We start from the raw sequence: 5,366 nt of genomic DNA, 5'->3' as shown, positions 1-5,366 counted from the left end.
CTAGGCCTGAACTACACCAGCAGCACGGTTGAAGACGATATTCATCAGGACTTCGTCAAGGAGAAGAAGGGGCTGCCTAGCTTCGTTGTAATTGCCGTTGCCTTAGTCGCAGCCGTAGTTACTGCCGGTGCCGCGTCCGCCGCTCTTGCGGCCGCCCAAGTGGCGGCGGCAGAGGCCGGGATGGCAACTCTGATTGCCACAGGGTCTTTTGTGGAGGCTGCTGCTGCCGGGGGCATCATGGCGAGTTCGGCATTTGCAGCCGGCGGCATGGCAAATCTCGCAATTGCTGGCGCGCTGGCCGGCATGGCCAGCAGCGCTGTCTCTCAAGTTGCGAGTTCCGGCAGTTTCGATTTCGGACAAATGCTAACCGCTGGAGCGACGGGGGCCATTACTGGCGGTCTCACTGGTTACTTTGGGCCAAACTACGGTATTGACCGCCTGTTTGCGTCAACTGTCGCGGGATGCGGAACTGCTGCGATGTCGGGCGGTGATTGTAAATCGGGGGCGATATCGAGCTTTGCAACTGCCAGCATTGCTTGGGCTGCGGATGCGATGCGCCAAAATCAGATAGACTCTTCGCGACAGTTCAATGGAATTGTAGATGCGAGGGACTCTAATAATACTTTGATAACTAACATCAGTGGCCCTAGCCAGGGTGTCAATGGAGATGGAATTAAACTGGCTGGCACCCGCATTAGCTTGGATGATTTGAGGAAACTTGGGGAAATTAGCTATGGCGCTGATGGTATTGCAGTATTCAAAGGTGCGACCGATCATATTACAGGGCAGCAAATTACTCTCGTTGAGGCTTTGAACCGCTTTGGTGGGCTTACTGGAGGCGCACAGGGTCTTCCCGGTACTTTATTTAATAAAGAGTACTTTGCCGGGTCATTTGTTGATAAACTGATGGAATCATTTGCCTGCCCTCATGATTACATGGGGAGTGTATTTGCCTACGATTCCGTTGGAAACTTAAAAGAGGGCATGACGATGGTTCAAAGGGCATTGTTCGAGGCTCAAACGAACATAGATATTCCGTTGTCGGCACCCTTTGCGCTGACTACGTTACTGAATCAATACGGTATAGACATATCTTCATTTAGGAGTCAGGCAGAGGGTTCGGAGAAGAAAGAATGAGAATTTCGTATATTCCTTTGGTCATGGTGTTATGGGTTGTCGCCTGTGGCCATGCGCCATCACGCTACCCGGGAGCAGGCGGAAACAATCTAGATCCGGACAAATATGTAGGTGAGCAATGCGTGAACCTATCGGGCCGCTATGAGGGCCGGGGCGAAATCATTGACGGCGACTCTGGTGCATTGCAGGTGAGCCCTCTTTGGCGTCTTGATAATGTATTTCCTTTTGCAAATAGCCAGCAATCGGCGGCGTTGTCGATGGCGGCAGAACGTGATGATGGCCGACTTGTTTATCCGAGCGAGGGGGTCGTGACGCGGGAATCTGACAGGAGATTTCGGATAACGTTTTTATATCCAAATGGGAAGAGTGGAACGTTTACCTCGTCGTTTGAGGATGCGAAAAAGTATATTTGTACCGGTATGCAAGGGAAGATCGTTTGGGGTGGCGGTGGCCTGGAGAGTCGATCTGAATTCGGGCCCAATAGGTCCGACTATACAATTTCTCTTCAACTCGATGGCGACGGAAATCTAATCTTGGAGAGGCAGATGCAGGTTCATATGAGTCTCAGGCTTGGTCTTATACCGGTCGGGACCGTGCAGCATTATGCTGCTTATCGGTTCAGGCGATTGCAGCGGTAATTCGCTAGTCTATCGCGTGTGCAATGCAGTCGTCCTGCACGGACTATCATGGCAATGGAGCCGGCAGTGGTATATCGATAACGGATACCTGGAGAGAAAGGTGCAGTGACGCGAAGAGAATTGTAAAGAAGGCTGGCGACCATCGGCGTCCATCCGAGCAGTTATTCATTGGACGGTATTCGGCGAAGTGATTGTGTATGTGTGGTGGCTGAAACCGGCGGATGGGGAGTTTATTACGTTGAACGTGCCGAGCCGAGTAACTTAGGACTCTTTAGTGCTGTCGAGGAGGCATTTGACTTGGTCTATGCCACGTTCTGCAGGTGGCTTGGTGTCCGTCCGTCGTGAACGCCGCCGTCCCCATGACATCCATCCCCATGAAAGGACCCGATCGATCGCCCACGCCCCTCCGGCGCCGCAGCGACGCAGTCCATTTGGTGGAGGAGCGATGCCATGAAACACATCCTGCCGACCTTATCCCTATGCTCCGCCGCGACAATGGCGGTGGGCCCCGTCCCCAAACGGCGCCCAAATCGCGGCCATCGTCGTCACAGCGAACCAAGTCGACATCGACGCCGGCGAACTGGCGCGGATGAAAGCGAAGTCCAAGGACGTGAAGGAATTCGCAGACCTGATGGCCATTGACCACTCCAGCGTCAACAAGTCCGCAATGGACTTGGCCAAGAAGCTTGATCTCAAGCCTGAAGACAGCCCCCCTCCCGCCCAGACCCTGAAGCGTGGAGGGGAGGCAAATATCGCCAAACTCAAGGGGCTCAAGGGGGGCTGTCAGCCGCTCAGGTCGAGAAGGCGATCCTGTACCAGAATGCACTGGAATACGCCCAGGCCAATGGCGTCCAACTCGGCGAGGCCTTGACGCAGGCTCAGGTCAACGAGCTCGACAAGCCGATGCTCTGGTACGTGGAGCAGACGGTTCCCGACCCCAGTTGCACGGCGACCGGCACCGCGAGCTGCCCGACCATCACCGCGCTGATGCCGCAGATCTATCTGCCGGCCGATATGCAGGCGATGTCGGCGGGCGGGAATATCAGCGGGCATAACGTCACGCTGAATTTCAATCAGGATGGGAATGGGAGCATCCTGAATACCGGCACGATCAGCGCTACTGGCAATCTGTCCGTTGACACCCAGGCGCTGAGCAACCAGGCCAATGTGGTCGACATTGGCGCGATCTGGAGCAAGGTATCCGGCGGCTATCTGAAGACCAGCGGCACGCAGGTCCAGCCCGGCGGCTTCATGGCCGCGGCACAGATGGACATCAACGCCGAGCGCATCAATGCCGTCAACGAGGCCTTCCAGATCCGCAAGGCAGACGGCAGCATCGACCGCGAAGCGTCCGATGCGCTGGTCGCGCAACTGAAGGCCAATCTAGGCCTGAACTACACCAGCAGCACGGTTGAAGACGATATTCATCAGGACTTCGTCAAGGAGAAGAAGGGGCTGCCGACTTTTGTCGTGATGGCGCTGGCGGTCGCTGCATCGGTGTTGACAGCCGGCGCAGCAGCGGGGGCGATGGGCTTTGCATTGGCCAATATGACGATTGGCCAAGCGATGATGACCGCGGCGCTGTCCAGCATGGCGAGCAGTGCTGTCAGCCAGGTCGCCTCTGGGCAAGGGTTGAACTTCGGCAAGCTCGTGATGGCGGGCGCCGTTGGCGCAGCTACGGCTGGCTTGACACACGGCATTACCTTCGACGGTTCCAGCTTCGGCCTGAGCAAGTGGGGAGTGCCACTGAAAGGAACCAACACCCTTGCGAACCTCGCTGGTACGAGCAGCGTGTCCGGGGTCACGCAGGCGATCAAGGAGGGAGGCAGCTCAGTTCTTTGGCAGCAGACCGTGGGTGTGATTGGCACTGGGTTGGTTAGTGCTGGGGTCAATACGGCGGTCTACGGTGGCAGTTTTGGTAGTGCGCTGATTGGTAACCTTGTCAGTCAAGGGGCTGCGCTCGGGGCCAGCGCGATCGGCTTGAATCTCCCAGGAATTGGGACTCCGGGGTCTGATGCCGGTACGGTGCTCGCGAACGCGCTGGCTCACGGGGCGTTGGGGTGTGCTGCCGCGAGCGCCACAGGCGGCGACTGTGCCGGAGGAGCGGTGGGCGCGGCATCGAGCGCCATCTTGGCGCCGTTCATTCGTGATGCCGTTTATGAGAAGCACTTGCTTGACCCACTAGTGAACAAATTCGGTACGCTGGAACGCGCGTTGGTCGCAATGCAAAATGCGGTCGAGCGTGCGGTGCAGCCCGGAACATATCAAATGGGGGCTTAGGTTACTGTTCAGGTCGATGGGATTCCGGTTGCTGTTAAAGGAGCCTTTGTAGACGGTGTATTTAGAATCTCGACTGCTACCATGAGGCCTTTCTGATGAAACTAACCGAAGAAGAGAAATTTGCATTGAGTATGGTGTTTAGTGGGTCTGATCCGGTGAGCGTGGCTGTCCGTGCGCAATTGAATGATGTTGAGGTTGTTGCTCGCGAGAACACCGGTGTCGGTTTTTTCTCGGCTATTTACACAACGAGCCCCTTGCCCCTAGATCGTCGAAAGCAATGGGATTGGAATTTTATGCATCGGCACATGCCCTACGGAGGCGCGTTTATGTGCTCGATTGAGGATTCCAATAACTTCGTGTTGGAGGCTGTCGCTCATATGGGCGAGTGGCCGGATAGGTTCGAGGCAGCGGATTTTAACGAAGCATAGAAGAGTCGGTTATGCCATCGCAAAGATGCTAGCCATTGGAGATGTGCTCCGACGCGTCGGAGCCGAATCTGACATCAGGCACGGGAAAGCTCATCTTGCCCCGTGGACCCAACAATGTCGTCCGCTGCTGACCTTTCCGGGACGCTTGCATGAATGGTTGGGCTTTCCGCCGCCGGGTTGCGTGGCAGTGGCTGCCTAACGGAGGCAACGTTGGTTGGAATGGGAGTTCAACGACTACCACATGTCGGTGCTCTCCTGAGGAAGCATCTTGTCGCATCGCGGTATTGGTACATATTCCGGAACGCCGCTTCCCCTGTGACCTCCATCCCCATAAACGGACCCGATCCCCGCTCATCCGGAGCAGTGGGCCGACGGGTCCCCTCAATGGGAGTCACAATCATGAACGCATGCTCACGGCCCTAGCCCTGTGCACCGCAACAATCGCCTGGGCCCAGGCCTCCAACGACGCCCAAATCGCGGGCATCGTCGTCACAGCCAACCAGGTCGACATCGACGCCGGCGAACTGGCCCGAACGAAGGCGAAGTCCAAGGACGTGAAGGAATTCGCAGAACTGATGGTCTCCGACCACTCCAGCGTCAACAAGTCCGCGATGGACTTGGCCAAGAAGCTCGATCTCAAGCCTGAAGACAACCCCACCGCCCAGACCCTGAAGCGTGGAGGGGAAGCAAACATCGCCAAACTGAAGGGGCTTAAGGGTGAAGCATTCGATCGGGCCTATGTCGATCAGGAGATCGACTATCACCAGGCCGTGCTCAATGCCCTAGACAAGACCCTGGTACCGAACGCCAGCAATGCCGAATTGAAGGCGCTGCTGGTCAAGGTGCGGCCGGCCTTTGTCGCGCATCTGGAGCATGCGAAGCA

General features: G+C 56.5%; 4 protein-coding genes and 2 pseudogenes. All 6 read left to right on the top strand.

Features of this window, described 5'->3' with window-relative positions; genetic code table 11:
* A pseudogene (locus HTY53_RS24520) lies at positions 1-1,137 on the top strand (hemagglutinin); the annotation flags it as partial.
* Positions 1,134-1,775 carry a hypothetical protein gene (locus HTY53_RS24515; RefSeq protein WP_174109184.1) on the top strand — a complete coding sequence of 214 codons (642 nt, stop codon included), beginning with the start codon at positions 1,134-1,136 and terminating at the stop codon, positions 1,773-1,775. The pseudogene HTY53_RS24520 and the gene HTY53_RS24515, both read left to right, overlap by 4 nt.
* Positions 1,776-2,270: 495 nt before the next feature.
* Positions 2,271-2,553: pseudogene (locus tag HTY53_RS24510) on the top strand (DUF4142 domain-containing protein); the annotation flags it as partial.
* Positions 2,554-2,642: 89 nt separating this feature from the next.
* Complete coding sequence (locus HTY53_RS24505) at positions 2,643-4,055, top strand: DUF637 domain-containing protein (protein WP_254600109.1); 1,413 nt, start codon at positions 2,643-2,645, stop codon at positions 4,053-4,055.
* A gap of 95 nt (positions 4,056-4,150) precedes the next feature.
* Positions 4,151-4,483 (top strand): hypothetical protein, encoded by a 333-nt coding sequence (locus HTY53_RS24500; RefSeq protein WP_174109183.1) that lies wholly within the window; start codon positions 4,151-4,153, stop codon positions 4,481-4,483.
* A gap of 407 nt (positions 4,484-4,890) precedes the next feature.
* Positions 4,891-5,366: DUF4142 domain-containing protein (locus HTY53_RS24495; protein WP_174109182.1), on the top strand; the 476-nt coding region annotated here is incomplete at its 3' end.

It is taken from the genome of Cupriavidus gilardii (assembly GCF_013314895.1).
Classification (GTDB): Bacteria; Pseudomonadota; Gammaproteobacteria; order Burkholderiales; family Burkholderiaceae; genus Cupriavidus; species Cupriavidus gilardii_C.
The sequence above is the reverse complement of the archived record's forward strand: the minus strand, read 5'-3'. Positions and strand labels throughout refer to the sequence as shown.